General features: G+C 73.3%; 10 protein-coding genes. 8 read left to right on the top strand and 2 right to left on the bottom strand.

All coding sequences use genetic code 11. The features are described from left to right. Window positions 1-569: 569 nt before the first annotated feature. From WMF28_RS11185 to ssuE, 5 genes are all read left to right on the top strand, one after another. Window positions 570-1670 carry a hypothetical protein gene (locus WMF28_RS11185; protein WP_437602170.1) on the top strand — a complete coding sequence of 367 codons (1101 nt, stop codon included), beginning with the start codon at window positions 570-572 and terminating at the stop codon, window positions 1668-1670. Continuing rightward, the gene (locus WMF28_RS11180) at window positions 1670-2275 is read left to right on the top strand and encodes an RNA polymerase sigma factor (RefSeq protein WP_437602169.1); all 606 of its coding nucleotides are present in this window, start codon (window positions 1670-1672) and stop codon (window positions 2273-2275) included. The genes WMF28_RS11185 and WMF28_RS11180 overlap by 1 nt, the downstream gene beginning before the upstream one ends. Next, complete coding sequence (locus WMF28_RS11175; protein ID WP_437602168.1) at window positions 2272-3024, top strand: hypothetical protein; 753 nt, start codon at window positions 2272-2274, stop codon at window positions 3022-3024. Before WMF28_RS11180 ends, WMF28_RS11175 begins: the two co-directional genes overlap by 4 nt. Before the next feature lie 622 nt (window positions 3025-3646). Then, window positions 3647-5560, top strand: coding sequence for a hypothetical protein (locus WMF28_RS11170; RefSeq protein ID WP_437602167.1), 1914 nt, complete (start codon window positions 3647-3649; stop codon window positions 5558-5560). A 176-nt stretch (window positions 5561-5736) separates the two neighbouring features. After that, complete coding sequence (gene ssuE / locus WMF28_RS11165) at window positions 5737-6303, top strand: NADPH-dependent FMN reductase (RefSeq protein ID WP_437602166.1); 567 nt, start codon at window positions 5737-5739, stop codon at window positions 6301-6303. A gap of 62 nt (window positions 6304-6365) precedes the next feature. On the opposite strand, the gene ssuD is transcribed toward ssuE, so the two are convergent. Then, window positions 6366-7505 (bottom strand): FMNH2-dependent alkanesulfonate monooxygenase, encoded by a 1140-nt coding sequence (gene ssuD / locus WMF28_RS11160; RefSeq protein WP_437602165.1) that lies wholly within the window; start codon window positions 7503-7505, stop codon window positions 6366-6368. 281 nt (window positions 7506-7786) lie between these two features. Here ssuD and WMF28_RS11155 point away from each other — a divergent pair, with 281 nt between their 5' ends. Both WMF28_RS11155 and WMF28_RS11150 read left to right on the top strand, forming a co-directional pair. Further along, window positions 7787-9352, top strand: coding sequence for an AbgT family transporter (locus WMF28_RS11155; RefSeq protein WP_437602164.1), 1566 nt, complete (start codon window positions 7787-7789; stop codon window positions 9350-9352). A 278-nt stretch (window positions 9353-9630) separates the two neighbouring features. Next, entirely contained in the window at window positions 9631-10116 is a 486-nt protein-coding gene (locus tag WMF28_RS11150; RefSeq protein ID WP_437602163.1) for a hypothetical protein, read from the top strand. Between the two features lie 6 nt (window positions 10117-10122). On the opposite strand, the gene WMF28_RS11145 is transcribed toward WMF28_RS11150, so the two are convergent. Continuing rightward, window positions 10123-10329 (bottom strand): hypothetical protein, encoded by a 207-nt coding sequence (locus tag WMF28_RS11145; protein ID WP_437602162.1) that lies wholly within the window; start codon window positions 10327-10329, stop codon window positions 10123-10125. A gap of 104 nt (window positions 10330-10433) precedes the next feature. On the opposite strand from WMF28_RS11145, the gene WMF28_RS11140 reads away from it, so the two are divergent. Continuing rightward, window positions 10434-14381 carry a protein kinase domain-containing protein gene (locus tag WMF28_RS11140; protein WP_437602160.1) on the top strand — a complete coding sequence of 1316 codons (3948 nt, stop codon included), beginning with the start codon at window positions 10434-10436 and terminating at the stop codon, window positions 14379-14381. Window positions 14382-14389 lie beyond the last annotated feature (8 nt).

The raw sequence follows: 14389 nt of genomic DNA, 5'->3' as shown, positions 1-14389 counted from the left end.
ATGACGTGCTCATGTCCAGACATGTCTACACCAAGCGTGGAGCGAGCATAGAAGAGCTGCTCGATCCCATAGCGAATCGATGACTGCTACGCTTCGCTTCGCGGCGGCCATGTCGCCCTCCACGCGGCGGAGCGCACGACGTTGCCCCGCGCGCTCGTGCTCTCGTGGCGCGCCCCCCGCAGCGGGCTCCGCCTCGCTCACCGCGGCGCCGCCGGCACTCCATCCCACGCGCACGCCCGCGGCCTTCCTGTCGCGCGCGCACGCCAGGCGAATCGCGCTCGCCGCCCGGCGCGCGTCAGCGCGCGGAGGGCCGAGGCACTCGTCGCCTTGCCAGCATCCACGCCTCGTCCGGGAGCCTTCCCCACCCGGGGCTCCTCGTGTACACGCGGGGGAAGCAAACCAGCAACGGCGCCCGTAATTCCTGTGAGTTGTGAACCACCCGCGTGTACACGAGCCCCGAACCGTTTGGCGACTGAGCTAGCATTCTCTCCGTCATGGCGCGCCGCCCCCCACGAAGTCGCCCCTTCCCCCGCAGCGAGCCCGAGCAGCCGGCGCGAAGGGAGGCGGCGGTGAGCCGCGCGCCGGCCCTGCTACGTGCGCTCGTGTCGGTCCTCGGCGCCTGCGCTGCGCTCGCGCCGGCCGGGGCGCGGGCGGAGGAGTGCGACCGCGCCGCCGCGGACGTGTCGTGGGTGCGCCTCGCGGGCGCGGAGGTGCAGTGCCCCTCGGCGTCCCGGTTTCGCGCCGAGATCTCGCGGCGGCTCGGGCGGGAGCTCGTCACCACGGGCAAGGTCGCCTCGATCGAGGCCGTGGTGCAAGGGCAGCCCGGCGCCTGGTCGGCCACGATCCGGACCCAGCTGTGCGACGGCGCCCCGCCGACCGTCCGCGAGTTCTCCGATCACGGCCTGAGCTGCGACGGGATCGTCGCCGCCGCGGCCGTGCACATCATGCTCACCACCGATCCCGAGGCCGGCCTCGCCCCCCCGGCCGACGCCCCCCCGCCGCCGGTCGCCGAGGCGCCGCCGAGCCCTCCGCCCCCGGCCGCCGTGCGTCCGCCGAGCCCTCCGGAGGCCGTGCGGTCGCCGGAGCCGCCGTTCCCCTGGCCGGCGGAGACCCGGGCAGCGCCGCCGCCGGCCGAGGGCCCGCCGCCCGCGGAGATCTCGGTCGCCTGGCGCGGGTTCGCGTCCGTGGGCATCGTCCCCTCGCCCGGGGCCGGCGTCGCCCTGTCGGGCGAGTGGTCGATCCTGCCGCGGTGGACCCTCGAGACGGGGGCGCTCTGGCTCCCGGAGCAGCACGCGACCCGGCGGACGTTCGCCTTCGGCCTCACGGCGGGCTGGCTCGGCGGGTGCCTGGAGATGGTCCGGAGCCGATCGCTCGTCTTCGGGCTCTGCGGCCGGGTGGTGGCGGGCGCCATCTACGCCGTCATCTACGGGGACGAGCAGATCACCCCGACGATCCTGCCGACCGACGTCGGCTCGCGGGCGTGGCTCAGCCTCGGGGCGGGCACCCGGCTCGGCGTCCGCATCGTCGGGCCGCTGCGGCTCGAGACAGGGATCGACCTCTTCGTTCCGATGACACGGTACAGCTTCCAGCTGCAGGACGGGCAGCCGGCGGGCTTCGAGCAGCCGGCCGTCGCCGGCGCGGCGTTCGGGGGTGTCGGGGTCACGTTTTGATGAAGGATCCCCCGGCTGCCGGCATCCACCAGAGCGTGGAGCAATGCTTACAAGCCGAGGTCCTGGGCGACGCCAGGCAGCCGCCACGGAGCCTCGTCGCCCTGCACGCCGAGCACGGCGGATTCGTCTGGGCCACCCTGCAGCGGTTCGGCATCCAGCATCCGGACCTGGAAGATGCCTTCCAGGACGTCTTCATCGTCGTCCAGCGGCGCCTCCCGTCGTTCGACTGGGCCTGCCCCATCACGACCTGGCTCTTCGCCATCTGCCGCCGCGTCGCCGCCTCGCACCGCCGCCGCGCGCACACGCGCCGGGAGCGGCTCGGCGAGGTGGTGGACGACGTGCCGGACTCCGCGCGCGGCCCGGAAGAGATCACCTCCCAACGTCAGGCGGGATTGCAGCTCGATGGCATCCTCGAGGCCATGGATCTCGATCGAAGAGCCGTGTTTGTCATGTTCGAGATCGAAGAGATGCCCTGCAACGAGATCGCGAGCCTGGTCGGCGTCCCCGTCGGGACCGTATACTCGCGGCTCCACGCAGCACGAAAAGAGTTCGCGACGCTGCTGAAGAAGAGCGGGGCCGAGCGCGCAAGCAGGGAGGCCAGATGAGCGACCCGAAGCGATGGAACCAGGAAGGTGGCGGCGCCCCGCTGGGAGCCCGCGAGCTCCTCCTCGCCGCCGCGCGCCCGCGCTCGATGACCGCCGCCGAGCTCGCGCGCACCGCGGCCCGGGTGGCGCCGCTCGGGACGACCGCGGGCGCCGGTGCGACGGTGCCGATGTGGATCAAGGGGATCTTCCTCGCGGTGGGCCTCGGCGCCGGCGGGGCCGGGCTCCACGTCGCCCTCGACGAGGGCCGGAGCGCCGCCGCGTCGGTCGCGCCGCCCCCGTCGCTGACGGACCTGCCGCTGGAGCAGCTGTTCTCGAGCGCGCGGGGCGGCGTCCCCGCCGCGGCGCCGGCGCCCGACGCGCCGCCGCCTGCGGCCGCGGCGTCGCAGCCGGCCGCAGCCGCCGCCCGCCGCGAGGCGCCGCGCCCCCCCCGGCTGGCCGCGCCCGCGCCCGCGCCCGAGGCGATCGTCGCGGTGGACAACGACGATCTGGTCCGCGAGTCGAACCTCGTCGACAGGTCGAGGGCCGCGCTCGCGCAGGACCCGGAGGCCGCCCTGGCCGCGCTCGACAGACACCAGACCGACTTCCCGAAGGGGCGGCTCGCGGAGGAGCGGGAGTTCATCGCGATCCGCGCGCTGATGCGCCTCGGGCGCGCCGACGAGGCGCGGGCGCGCGCGGCGGCGTTCGTCGCGCGCTACCCGTCGAGCTCCTTCGCCGAGCCGGTGCGCCGGATCGTGAGCGCGGCGCCGTGAGCCCGTGACGCCGGCAGGCCGGGCGGCCGGAAAACGACGCGACCCCCTCACGATTCCGTGAAGGACCGGCGGGTTCGGCAGCATTCACGGGAAGGGAACCCCTGCGGGCCCACGGGCCGCACGACCGGCCCCGCGGTGTTCGATCCAGGGTTCCGGGACGAGCCGGGGGTCAACCTCGCGATCCCGTACACCGTCCCCATGAGCTTGATCGGTTCGTAAACAGTACTAAGTTCCAGCCCGCGTTCACGGGCAGCTGCTCCGGGCGATGAAAGCGCCGGAGCGCCTCGTCGCGGGCCGTACTCGACGGGCCGGTGCTCCCACGCTCGCAGTGCCGGCGTCGGCCGCGGCGAGGCGTACCCCTGCGGGCGCGCGCTGGCTCCGTCTCTTCGCGGGCCGACGCACGCGCTCACCCGCGATCGTCGAGCTCGGCCCGCACCTTCATCCGCCATCCGCGAGCGCGCGCTCTGCAGCGCGGCTCCGTCGTTGTTTGTCGTCATCGTTTTCAGGAGGTTTCATGTTCTCCAGGTCGTCGAGTTCGAGCATTTCGGTGCGCTCTCATTCTGGTTCTGCCCCCGCCGGGGCGTGGCGGAGGGCGCGGCGCGCCGCGCTGGTTTCGCTCGCGATGCTGCCGGTCTCCTGCGCGGACATCGCGCCGGGGGACGGCGAGCCGGCCGATCTCGCGGAGGGCGAGGCTGCGTCCGCCGCCCAGGCGCTCACCCTGCCGTTCGCCATCGAGGGGCGAAAGTCGCTCGTCGTCACGAACGCCGACATCCTCAGCGCCTTCACGCTGAAGGACGCGCTCCAGCAGCTCATCGATCAGGCGGGCGTCAGCATGACGCCCCTCCAGCTGTTCCGGCAGCTCATGGACACGAACCGGAAGGCCGCGGACGGGCTCGGCCTCGGCCCGAGCTGCGATGACGTGGTGATCCCCGGCTCGGACGGGGCCATCAACGGCTGGCCGATCGACTGCCCCCGTGCCGTGGGCTTCGAGGCCGACAGGGATCCTTTCGCCGACGAGACGGCCGACAACGCGTACGTCGCCACGACCCTGTCGAACCGCTTCGACCTCGCCCCGCCGGACGGCGCCAACTGCGGTGAATACCGCGTGGTCTTCGCGAGGCGCTCGGGCATGACGCCGGGCGCGTTCCAGCTGCGCAACTTCATCATCTTCGAGGCCCGGTTGCCGAACCCGACGCCGAGCCTCGGCCGGGAAGGCTGCCGCCCGGTCGCCGATTTCTGGTACGGCCTGTCGGATCCGACAAAGAGCCTGGCGACCCGGAGGGACGCGCTGCACGACTTCTACTTCGAGGGCCTGTCCGGGTTCGAGCCCGTCATTCACATCGATCATTACGGCCAGAACGCAGGGCCGTACGGCGGCCAGATCCGGACCAACGAGTTCCTCTTCGCCCCCGAGGTCGTCGGGGATCCGCCCGTGCCCTTCACGACCTGGAACCTGCGGGAGTTCAGGCTCCTGCACGGCGGCTCCGGGAGCAGCGCCACGCTGGTCGTGACCCCGTCCTTCGTGAAGGACACCCCGGCCGCGCCGCTCTTCGATCCCGCCTCGACCGACGCGCGCGCCGTCGCCTTCCGGAGCACGTCGTTCCCCGCCCTTGTGGAGCGGCTCGCCGCGGCGGACGACATCAACCGCTTCGCCTTCGAGCCGAGCTACCCGACGACCATGAACGCCGGGGAGAGCCAGATGATCGGCCTGCAGAACAACTACTTCGCGACGTTCGGCAGCGGGCCCTCGGCGCTCAGGACCAGCATCCAGAGCGAGCTCACCGCCATGGGCAGCACGCTCACGCCGGACCAGATCGTCGGGCGCGCGTTCTCGCTCTCGTGCAGCGGGTGCCATGAGCCCATCGGCGACGCCACGGGCTCGCCGACGGTCGATCTCGACCTCGGCACGACGAAGACGCTCGCCAAGACGAGCCCGTTCATCCAGACGACCGAGCAGCTCGAGAGCGACCCCATCGAGGGCGGCCAGCGCTTCATCATCTCGGAGGCCCTCACCGACCTGTTCATCCCGTTCCGGAAGGACGTGATGGCCGACTTCCTCCTCAACAACCCGATCCTCGGGTTCGAGGAGCCGGGCGCGTGGACCTCGACGCAGGCGCAGCTGTCGCTCCACACGGGCCGCGCGGTGGAGGGCATCGCCTCGCTCCAGGTCCAGACCCCGGCCAGCTTCAACGCGATCGTCAGCCCGAGCTTCAGCACCGCGGGCCTCACCCCGGTGGGCAACAAGATCACGCTCGACCTCTTCGTGTCCCCCATCCAGCCGGCCCCGAGCTGGGCCGGCAACATCGAGGTGCTGATCTCCATCCCGTCGGCCGGCATCGACAACCAGTGGGCCGGGAACACCTCGCTCAGCCTGGTCGCCCCGGGGTCGTTCCAGAGGATCCAGTTCGCCCCGCTCCCGACGGCGACCCTGAACGCGCTGAACGCGGCGCCGAGCGACGTGAAGCTTCAGTTCAACCTCAACGTGATCGGCAACTCGGGGCCCTACTACCTGGACAACGTCCGGTTCGAGAACTAGCCGCGAGCGCGCGTTCGTGAGGGCGAGCGCGCGCTCCTCGACAACGCCCTCCGTTCCCGCGCAGACAGGCTCCCATGCACAGGGGCCGCAGCGCCGGTCCGCCGAGAGCAATCCGTTTTAACGGACAAATATCCGTTATAGTAGACAATGGCCAGGGGCTTTGTTATGACGCGCCCATGTCTGGCATTGCCATCATCACTGGAAGTGTTTCCGCGCGCTCGAAGACCGCCGCGCTGGCTGCCCGCATCGCGGCGCGGCTCGGGCGCGAGGGGTTTCGCGTCACCCTCCTCCACGTCCGCGACCTCCCCGCCGAGGACCTCCTCTTCGGCCGCGTCGACTCCCCCGCCGTGGCGGACGCGGCGCGGATCGTCGCCGAGGCGGCCGGGGTCGTCATCGCGACCCCCATCTACAAGGCCTCGTACACGGGCGTGCTCAAGGCGTTCCTCGACCTCTTGCCGCAGTTCGGGCTCGCGGGGAAGGCCGTGCTGCCGCTCGCGACGGGCGGGACCCTCGCGCACGTGCTCGCCATCGACTACGGGCTCCGCCCGGTCCTCCAGTCGCTCGGCGCGCGGCACGTGCTCGCAGGGCTGTTCCTCCTCGACAAGGCGCTGCGGCTCGGCGAGGACGGGCAGCTCGACATCGACGACGAGCTCGGGAGCAAGCTGGAGGAGATCGTGAGGCCCTTCATCGACAGCGTGCTCCGCGAAGGCCTCGCGCTCCCGGCGCGCGAGGTGGCCGCCTGAGATCCCCGCGCGGGGCGCGCCGCCGGCGCGGGCGCCCCGCGCAGCGCGGCGCCGCGACCGGCTCAGCTCTGCGACCGCTGGGGGAGGATGTCGTTGGCGATCACCTCGCCGAACGGCCCCGTGAGGTTGGGGCGGACATCGGGCCCCTTCCGCTCGATGGAGAGCCGCGGAAAGAGCAGCTCGGCGACGCGATAGGCCTCCTCGAGGTGCGGATACCCCGACAGGATGAACGTGTCGATCCCGAGCGCGGCGTACTCTCGCATGCGGCGCGCGACCGTCTCCGGATCGCCCACGAGCGCCGTGCCGGCGCCGCCGCGCACGAGCCCGACGCCGGCCCAGAGGTTCGGGCTGATCTCGAGCGCCTCGCGCCGCCCGCTGTGCAGCGCCGCCATGCGCCGCTGGCCCTCGGAGTCGAAGCGCGAGAACGCCTGCTGCGCCGCGGCGATGGCGCGGTCGTCCAGGTGCCGGATGAGGTCGTTCGCGGCGGCCCACGCCGCCTCGGCGGTCTCGCGGACGATGGCGTGCAGGCGGATCCCGAAGCGCACCTCGCGCCCCTCGGCGGCCGCGCGGCGGCGGACGTCCGCGATCTTCTCGGCCACGGCGGCCGGCGGCTCGCCCCAGGTCAGGTAGACGTCGTGGTGGCGCGCCGCCAGGGCGTGCCCCGCGGGCGACGACCCGCCGATGTAGAGCGGCGGGTGCGGCGCCTGGATCGGGGGATAGAGGATCTTCGCCCCCTTGACGCGCAGGTGCTTGCCCTCGAAGTCGACCGTCTCGCCGGCCATGACGCGGCGCCAGATGGTGAGGAACTCGTCGGTCACCGCATAGCGCTCGTCGTGGCCGAGAAAGACGCCATCGCCCTCGGCCTCCGCGGGATCGCCGCCGGTCACAACGTTGAGCAGCAGGCGGCCGCCCGACAGGCGGTCGACCGTGGACGCCATGCGGGCAGCCCACGTGGGAGAGACGATCCCCGGCCGCAGCGCGACGAGGAACCGGAGCCGCTGCGTGAGCGGGATCATCGCCGACGCGATCGCCCAGGCATCCTCGCAGGACCTCCCCGTGGGGAGCAGCACGCCGTGATAGCCGAGGTCGTCGGCGGCCTGCGCGATCTGACGAAGGTAAGAGAGCGAGACGGGGCGCGCCCCCTCGGCGGTGCCGAGATAGCGGCCATCACCGTGCGTCGGGAGAAACCAGAAGACGTTCATGAAAACATGGGCTCCTCGCCCGTGGCTCGCCGGGCCGGAGGCCCGCAAGCACGTCTCGCGCCGCAGCCGTGAGCGATGGATCTCCGCGCGAGCGCCGGCCGCCACCTGAAGCTGCGCGCCCCGGGCCGCTGCCGTTGCTGCTCCAGCAGCACCCCGCACGCAGCGCTTGCTGCTGGAGCAGCAACCCCGGACAGGCTCCATCACGAACCCCGGCGGCCCTCTTCGTCGTCCGGACGGTGGACCATGGCGACGCGCCGGGCGGATCGCCTTACGATGCGCGCATGTCCAGCAAGCAACCCGTGCTCCCTCCGGCCCCGCTCGAAGCGCGGGCGGGCCGGGCGAGCCGCGCCCTCGACGCGCTCGAGAGGGCGGGCAACAAACTCCCCGATCCCGCGCTGCTCTTCGTCGTGCTCGCCGCCGCGGTCGTGGTCCTGTCCGCGGCGCTCGCGCCGCTCCAGTTCAGCGAGATCGACCCGAGGACGAAGCAGCCGCTCCAGGTCCAGAGCCAGCTCTCGGGCAAGGCCGTCACCGAGTTCCTCGCGAGCATGGTCCCGACGTTCACGGGCTTCCATCCGCTCGGCGTGGTGCTCGTCGCCTTGCTCGGCGTCGGCATCGCCGAGCACTCGGGGTTCATCAACGCCGGTCTGAAGAAGCTCCTCGCGATCACCCCGAGGGTGCTGCTCACGCCGATGGTGATCGTCGTGGCCATCATCAGCCACACAGCGGCCGACGCGGGCTACGTGCTCGTCATCCCGCTCGCCGCCGTCATCTTCCAGGCCGCTGGCCGGCACCCGCTCGCGGGCATCTCCGCGGCGTTCGCGGGCGTCTCGGGGGGCTTCAGCGCCAATTTCATCCCTTCCAGCCTCGACCCGCTGCTGCAGGGCCTGACCCAGGCCGGCGCCGGCATCCTCGATCCGAAGCGCACCGTCAACCCGCTCTGCAACTGGTTCTTCTGCAGCGCCTCCTGCCTGCTGGTCGTCGGGCTCGGCTGGTTCATCACCGACCGTGTGATCGAGCCGCGCCTCGCCCGCACGCCCGTCGACGCCGCGCCGGAGCAGGAGCCGCGCGTGGCGGACCTCACGCAGCGCGAGGCGCGCGCGCTCTGGGCGGGGCTCGCGGCGATGGCGCTGTGCGTCGCCCTGCTCGTCGCCGCGAGCGCGCCCGCGTCGTCGCCCCTGCGCGCGCCGGGCGGTCAACTGACGAGCAGCACGGCGCCGCTCATGACGGCGATCGTGCCGCTCATCTTCCTGTTCTTTCTGATCCCCGGGATCGTCTACGGCTACACGGCGGGCACGTTCACGAGCCACCGCGACGTGATCGGCGGGATGAGCAAGACGATGGGCACCATGGCCTATTACCTGGTCATGGCCTTCTTCGCCGCGCAGTTCATCTACCTGTTCAACAAGTCGAACCTCGGCGCGCTCCTGGCGCTCAAGGGCGCTGCGACGCTGCAGGCCATGGCGCTCCCGAGCACGGTGACCATCGTGGGCATCATCCTCCTCACCGGGACGGTGAACCTCCTCATCGGCTCCGCGTCGGCGAAATGGGCGCTGCTCGCGCCGATCTTCGTGCCCATGCTCATGTCGCTCGGCATCTCGCCGGAGCTCACCCAGGCGGCCTATCGCGTCGGCGACTCGACAACGAACATCATCACGCCGCTCATGGTGTATTTCCCCCTGGTGGTGGTGTTCTGCCAGAAGTACGTGAAGGGCACCGGGATTGGCACGCTCATGGCGCTGATGCTGCCTTACTCCGTGACGTTCCTCGTCGCGTGGAGCCTGTTCCTCCTCGCCTACTGGCAGCTCGGGCTCCCGCTCGGGCTGGACGCGCCCTACGTCTATCCCTGATCGCCTGCGCTCCCCGCCGCGGAGCCCGGGCCGCGCCGCGCGCTCACGGAGGAGAGGGAGCGAGCGACATCCACCCACCGCGGCGCCCTCGGTGCGCCTCGTCCAGGCCGAGATCTCGACGAGCGCGCACCAATTGCGTGCCCTGCGCGACCAAGGCGCATGCGATGCGGCCTCAGCCGTGAGATCCTCTCGTGTGCTCGCGTATTTACGCGACGGCGCGCGGCGTGCAAGCGCGGACATTGTGCAGGGCCGGACGGCAAAGCGAGGAGGGTGTTCGTATGAGCTCAATGCATCGCGGTGCGGCAGGGAACGCTGTCGTGGTGTCCTCGGCGCCCCCCATGACCGGCGGCGACGCGCCGGTCGTTCATGACGCAAGGGGGCGAGTGCCCTCCGACAAGGATGCCGAGCCACCACCCTCCGTCGCCGGCGCGCTGACCGCCACGGCGGCGGCCGAGGGCGCTGAGCGCTCGGAGTCCTGGGGTCTCTGCGGCGCGCTGCTCGCCATCGCCATCGGCTGGCTCGCCTGGTCTCTACCGTCACCGAACGCCCGCGACGTGCTGCTCGTCGCCTTCTGCTTGATGCTCGTCACGCTCGAGTACCGCCGGGCCGGAGCGCGGTTCCGGAAGGCGATCGTCGCGGCCGCGGGGGCGCGCGGCCTGCCGGACGGCGAGGCGGCGCGCGAGGCGGCGCGGCTGGACGCGGCCTTCCACGCGGCCCGCGCCGCGGATCGGGACGAGACGGGCGCTGACGCAGAGCGCCGCTGAGCCGCGTCATGCCCGCAGAGCGCCGCTGAGCCGCGTCATGCCCGCAGAGCGCGCGCGCCAGCCGCCTCCCACGTCGCGCTCGCGGAACTCGGGGCGCAGCTCGCCGCGCGCGTCGGCCGCGAGCAGCTCGCACGGGTCGAAGTGATCTCCCCGCGAGGCGCACGCAGCGGCGAGACGACACGACTTCGCTGAAATGGACGGGGAGATGGCCATCGTTCAGGCCTCGTCGCGACCCCGGCGAGGCGTGGCCTCGTGGGCCGCCGGCGCCGATTGCGGCTGGCGGACACGCCCTCATTCCATGAGATACTCGAGCCCCGATGACACCGGGGGAGCGCTTGGGGGCGCGCTACACGATCGAGCGGCAGGCCGGGAAGGGCGGCCTCGGCACCATTTATCGCGCACGCGACGACGCGAGCGGCGCGCCGGTGGCCATCAAGGTCCTCAGGGAGCCGACCGACGAGAAGCGCAGCCGGTTCGCCCGCGAGGCGCGCGCGCTGGCCGGCCTGTCGCACCCGTGCATCGTCCAGTACGTCGCCCACGGGACGACGCCGGACGGCGAGCTCTACCTCGTGATGGAGTGGCTCGAGGGGGAAGACCTCGGGGCGCGGCTCTCCCGGGGCCGGATGGAGCCGATCGCCGCGCTCAGGCTCCTTTTGCGGGTGGCCGAGGGGCTCGCGTTCGCGCACGCGCAGGGCGTCGTCCACCGCGACGTCAAGCCCCAGAACCTCTTCCTCCCGGGCGGCGAGATCGAGCGGGCGACCCTCGTCGACTTCGGCCTCGCGCGCCTCGAGGACGCGACGTCCTCGCTGACGCGCACCGGCGCGACGGTGGGCACGCCGTCGTTCATGGCGCCCGAGCAGGTGGTCGGCGAAGGCGAGATCGACGCCCGCGCCGACATCTACTCGCTCGGGTGCGTCCTGTTCACCTGCCTGACCGGCCGGCCGCCCTTCGCCGCGTCGCACCCGCTCGCCCTGCTGGCCAGGGTGGTCTTCGAGGAGGCCCCGCGCCCGAGCGCGCTGGTGCCCGGGCTCCCGCGGGAGCTCGACGCCTTCGTGACGCGGCTGCTCGCCAAGCGGCCGGAGGAGCGCCCCGCCGCGCGGGCCGTCCTCGACGAGCTGCGCGCGCTCGCCGAGCGCGTCGCCGAGTCGTCCTCGAGCGCGCCCACGTCGGCCGCCGGCCTGACGCGCCGCGAGCGGCGCCTCGTCAGCGTGATCCTCGCGTCCGACGCGGCCGGCGGCCGGATCCCCGCGCGCTTCGACTCCGGCGAGATCACCGCCTCGCTCAGCGACGCCCCGCTGCTCAGCACGCTCTTCGACACGTCGCAGGCGCTCCGGCAGGTCGCCGCCCGGCACGGCGCGCAGCTCGAGCTGCTCCGGGACGGCTCCCTCGCGACCGTCCTCTCCGGCGCGGGCTCGCCGACGGATCTCGCGGTGAACGCCGCGCGCTGCGCCCTCGCCCTCCGCGACCTCCTGCCCCGCGCGCGCGTGGCGCTCGCGACCGGCTGGGACGAGCTCGAGAAGACGCAGCCGATGGGGCAGGTCATCGACCGCGCGAGCGCGCTGCTCGCGGCGAGCTCGGCCGACGCGGTCCCCGTCCTCCTCGACCGGATGACCGCGGATCTCCTGGGCGACCGCTTCGAGGTGGCCCTCGACGGCGCGGGGCTCGCGCTCGTCGGCGAGCTCGAGCCCGCCGACGAGGCGCGCATGCTGCTGGGCAAGCCGACGCGGTGCGTGGGGCGGGAGCGCGAGCTGCTCCTCCTCCAGGCGACCTTCGACGAGTGCGTGGCCGAGTCCGAGGCCCGCGCGGTGCTGGTCACGGCGGAGGCCGGCGTGGGCAAGTCGCGCCTGCGCCACGAGCTCGTGCGGCGCCTCGGCGCGCGCGGCGAGCCCTTCGAGCTCTGGATCGCGCGCGGCGATCCGATGCGGGTGGGCGCGCCGTTCGGTCTGCTCGGCCAGGTGGTCCGCCGCGCCGCGCGGCTGCTCGACGGCGAGCCGCTCGACGCGCGGCGGCAGAAGCTCGCCGCGCGCGTGGCGGTGAACGTCGCCGAGCCGCTGCGGCGGCAGGTCGCCGAGTTCCTGGGCGAGATGGCGGGCACGCCCTTCCCGGCGGACGAGAGCGTGCTGCTCCGGGCGGCGCGGCAGGACGCGAAGCTCATGGGCGACCAGATGCAGGCCGCGTGGGTGGAGCTCGCGCGCGCCGAGTCCCGGGCGCGGCCGCTCCTGCTCGTGCTGGAGGACCTGCACTGGGGCGACCGGCCCACGGTCGAGTACATCGACGCGGCGCTCCGGGTCCTCGAGGGCGAGCGGCTGATGGTGCTGGCGCTCGCGCGCCCCGAGGTGCGCGAGGCCTTCCCGGACCTGTGGAGCAAGCGGGCGCTGACGGATCTGCGGCTGACGGCGCTCGCGCGGAGGACGTGCGAGAAGCTCGTCGGCGAGGCGCTCGGGGGGCTCGACGCCGAGGGCGTCGCGCGGATCGTCGACCGCTCGGGGGGCAACGCGTTCTTCCTGGAGGAGCTCGTGCGCGCCGCGGCGGAGGGCCACGGCGGCGGCGTCCCGGAGACGGTGCTCGCGATGATGCAGTCGCGCCTGGAGGGGCAGGCGCCGGACGCGCGGCGGGTGCTGCGCGCGGGCAGCGTGCTCGGGGGCGCGTTCTGGCGCGGCGCGGCGGGCGCGTTGCTCGGGGCCGGGGCGAGCGAGGCGCACCTCGACGCGTGCCTCGCGGAGCTCGCGCGGAGCGAGCTCATCACGCGCGTGCACGAGTCGACGTTCCAGGGCGAGGTGGAGTACGCCTTCCGGCACGCGCTCGTGCGCGACGCGGCCTACGAGATGCTGACCGAGGAGGACCGGCGGCTCGGCCACCGCCTCGCGGGCGCGTGGCTGGCCGAGGCCGGCGAGACCGACGCCATGGTCCTCGCCACGCACTTCGAGCGCGGCGGCGAGCTCGAGCGCGCGATCGGCTGCTACCGCCGGGCGGCCGAGCAGGCGCTCGGCGGCAACGACTACGCGGCGGCGATCGAGCGCGCCGAGCGCGCGATCGCGTGCGGCGCGGCCGGCGAGGCGCTCGGCGAGATCGAGACGGTCCAGGCGGAGGCGTACCAGTACCGGGGCGAGAGCGCGGCGGCCGAGCTGCACGCGACGAGGGCGATGTCGGCGCTGCCCGAGGGGGGCGCGCCGTGGTGCCGCGCGGCGTGCGTGGCGCTCTGGGCCTCCCACCTGGTGGGGCGCGAGGACGGCGTCGTCGCGCTCGCCAGGGCGCTGTGCGCGCGGTGGTCGGCGGAGGCGACGACCGGGCCCGAGCTCATCGCCATGGCGCAGGCGGCCATGGTCCTGCTCTACAAGAAGGGCCAGAGCGAGGAGACGGAGGCGCTGTCGTCGCGCATCGACGCGTCCTTCACGCGCTTCGAGCACGACCCGACCGTGAGCGCGCCGGTCCTGCGCCTGCGCACGCATTGCGCGATCCTGGCCGGGGACGTCGGCACCGCCCGGGAGCTCGGCGAGGCGTCGATCCGCACCTTCGAGGCGGCGGGCGACGTGCGCGGCGCCTGCGGCGCGCGCGGCAACGCCGGCCACTTCTGCAACGAGCTCGGCGCGTACGCCGACGCCGCGCGCCTGCTCCGCGCAGCGATCGCCGACGCGGAGCGGCTCGGCCTGCTGTACATGGTGGCGTTCGCCAAGGAGAACCTCGGCCGAACGCTCAGCTACCTCGGCGAGCTCGACGAGGCGCGCGCCCTGCTGGACGACGCGCTCCGGTCGTTCGTGGCCTCGGGCGACCGGCGCATGGAGGGGGGCACCTACGTCTACCTCGCGGACGTGGTTCGCCTCGCGGGGGATCTCGCTCGCGCCGAGGCGGAGGCGCGCCGCGGCTGCGAGCTCCTGGCGGATGTCCCGCCGCTCATCCCGTGCGCTCTGGGCACGCTCGCGGGGGTGCTGCTCGCCGCGGGGCGCGCCGCCGAGGCGCTCGAAGCCGCGAACCGGGCCGCGGAGCTCGCCGCCCCGATCATCGCCTCGCAGGGCCACCTGGAGGAGGGCGAGTCGCAGATCTACCTGGTGCGCGCGGAGGCCCTGGAGGCGTGCGGCGCGCACGGGGAGGCCCGCGCCGCGATCGCCACCGCCCGCGGCCGGCTGCTGGAGCGGGCGGCGCGGATCGCGGACCCCGTGTGGCGGGCAGGATTCCTGGAGAACGTGCACGATCACGCCCGCACGCTCGCGCTCGCCCGCGCGTGGCTGGGCGAGCGCGACGAGCGCGACGGCGCCTCGATCGGGTAAGCGCTGCG

This window comes from Sorangium sp. So ce590 (assembly GCF_051521365.1).
Lineage (GTDB): Bacteria > Myxococcota_A > Polyangia > Polyangiales > Polyangiaceae > Sorangium.
The sequence above is the reverse complement of the archived record's forward strand: the minus strand, read 5'-3'. Positions and strand labels throughout refer to the sequence as shown.

Excerpts from the sequence above, each read along its gene's own strand:
- WMF28_RS11180 (WP_437602169.1), top strand. The coding sequence starts at position 1,670 with ATGAAGGATCCCCCGGCTGCCGGCATCCACCAGAGCGTGGAGCAATGC.
- WMF28_RS11175 (WP_437602168.1), top strand. The coding sequence starts at position 2,272 with ATGAGCGACCCGAAGCGATGGAACCAGGAAGGTGGCGGCGCCCCGCTG.
- WMF28_RS11170 (WP_437602167.1), top strand. The coding sequence starts at position 3,647 with ATGCTGCCGGTCTCCTGCGCGGACATCGCGCCGGGGGACGGCGAGCCG.
- ssuE (WP_437602166.1), top strand. The coding sequence starts at position 5,737 with ATGTCTGGCATTGCCATCATCACTGGAAGTGTTTCCGCGCGCTCGAAG.
- ssuD (WP_437602165.1), bottom strand. The coding sequence starts at position 7,505 with ATGAACGTCTTCTGGTTTCTCCCGACGCACGGTGATGGCCGCTATCTC.
- WMF28_RS11155 (WP_437602164.1), top strand. The coding sequence starts at position 7,787 with ATGTCCAGCAAGCAACCCGTGCTCCCTCCGGCCCCGCTCGAAGCGCGG.
- WMF28_RS11150 (WP_437602163.1), top strand. The coding sequence starts at position 9,631 with ATGAGCTCAATGCATCGCGGTGCGGCAGGGAACGCTGTCGTGGTGTCC.
- WMF28_RS11145 (WP_437602162.1), bottom strand. The coding sequence starts at position 10,329 with ATGGCCATCTCCCCGTCCATTTCAGCGAAGTCGTGTCGTCTCGCCGCT.
- WMF28_RS11140 (WP_437602160.1), top strand. The coding sequence starts at position 10,434 with ATGACACCGGGGGAGCGCTTGGGGGCGCGCTACACGATCGAGCGGCAG.